Source organism: Streptosporangium sp. NPDC006013, assembly GCF_040614275.1.
GTDB lineage: Bacteria > Actinomycetota > Actinomycetes > Streptosporangiales > Streptosporangiaceae > Streptosporangium.
This window is the reverse complement of sequence record NZ_JBEXUE010000964.1, coordinates 1-1,250: the sequence shown is the minus strand read 5'-3', so window position 1 is coordinate 1,250 and position 1,250 is coordinate 1. Positions and strand designations below refer to the sequence as shown.

Here is a 1,250-nt window from a genome sequence, read left to right as displayed (position 1 = left end):
CGGAGACCCTCGCGTACGAGAGCCTGAGCGAGCACGGTGGCGGTGGTGGTGCCGTCACCCGCGACGTCGTCGGTCTTCTTGGCGACCTCCTTGACCAGTTCGGCGCCGATCTTCTCCCACGGGTCCTCCAGCTCGATCTCCTTGGCGATGGACACACCGTCGTTGGTGATGGTGGGAGCGCCCCATTTCTTCTCCAGCACGACGTTGCGGCCCTTGGGGCCGAGGGTCACCTTGACGGCGTCCGCGAGCTGGTTCATGCCGCGCTCGAGAGCGCGCCGGGCGTTCTCGTCGAAGGCGATCATCTTCGAAGCCATTCCTGCTCCTGCTCTTGATGGGGGTCGTCCGGGACGGCGCCCGCGACGGACGGCCTGCCGGGCGGGTGTGCGACCTGCCCGGCAGGCCTCGCCGTCCCGGCACACGCCCTTGTGGTTGGCGCTCTCCAGGTGTGAGTGCCAGGCGTCTCGTCGCACTCTACCCACAACTTGCGTGCCACGCACATAGTGCGTGCAACGCAACATCGGATAGAGTCGGCACATGAACGACGACGCCCCGGACCTCCGGGCACGCAACAGGCAGGCCACCCGGGAGGCGATCAGCCACGCCGCGCTGCGCCTGGCCATCGAGCAGGGCCCTCACGGGCTGGCCCTGGTGCACGTCCATGACATCGCCACGGCCGCGGGCGTCTCCCCCCGCACCTACAACAACTACTTCTCCAGCAGGGCGGAGGCGATCTGCGCCTTCCAGGCCGACCAGTCCACGCGCGCGGGGCAGGCGCTGCGCTCCCGGCCCGCCGGCGAACCGCTGGACCAGGCCGTCATCGCGGCCGTGATCGAGCTCTACACCAACCCCGAGCCCGACAGGGCCGGCCTACGCATGATCATGTCGACGCCCGAGCTGGAGGGCGAGGCGCTGAAGGCGTTCACCATGGCGGAGGGCCCGCTGGCCGAGGCGATCGCGGCGCGCACCGGCACCAACCCCGGACGCGACCTGTTCCCCGCCGTCACGGCCGCCGCGATCGCCGGCGCCATCCGCGTGGCGGGGCGGCACTGGCTCGAGCCCGGCAACCCCGAATCCTTCGCCACCACCCTGCGCCGCGCCCTGTCCTGCGTCTTCCCCACCGCGCCGCCCCAAGGCCCGCAGGACCGGTGACCAGCACACGCAGGCCCGGCATGTGAGATATCGGTCAGCCGGGCGTTGGCGTGGGACATGCAGACCTCCGGATGTGGTGAAGACAGGCGGGGAGACCGGGG

At 70.6% G+C, this 1,250-nt stretch carries 2 protein-coding genes; one reads left to right on the top strand and one right to left on the bottom strand.

Annotated elements, in window-relative coordinates; all coding sequences use genetic code 11:
* Positions 1–314, bottom strand: a 314-nt coding sequence (locus tag ABZ260_RS51285; RefSeq protein WP_355633306.1) for a TCP-1/cpn60 chaperonin family protein, incomplete at its 3' end; no start/stop codon positions are given.
* A 220-nt stretch (positions 315–534) separates the two neighbouring features.
* On the opposite strand from ABZ260_RS51285, the gene ABZ260_RS51280 reads away from it, so the two are divergent.
* Complete coding sequence (locus ABZ260_RS51280; RefSeq protein ID WP_355633304.1) at positions 535–1,149, top strand: TetR/AcrR family transcriptional regulator; 615 nt, start codon at positions 535–537, stop codon at positions 1,147–1,149.
* Positions 1,150–1,250 lie beyond the last annotated feature (101 nt).

Coding starts and splice junctions, on each gene's coding strand:
- ABZ260_RS51280 (WP_355633304.1), top strand. CDS start 535: ATGAACGACGACGCCCCGGACCTCCGGGCACGCAACAGGCAGGCCACC.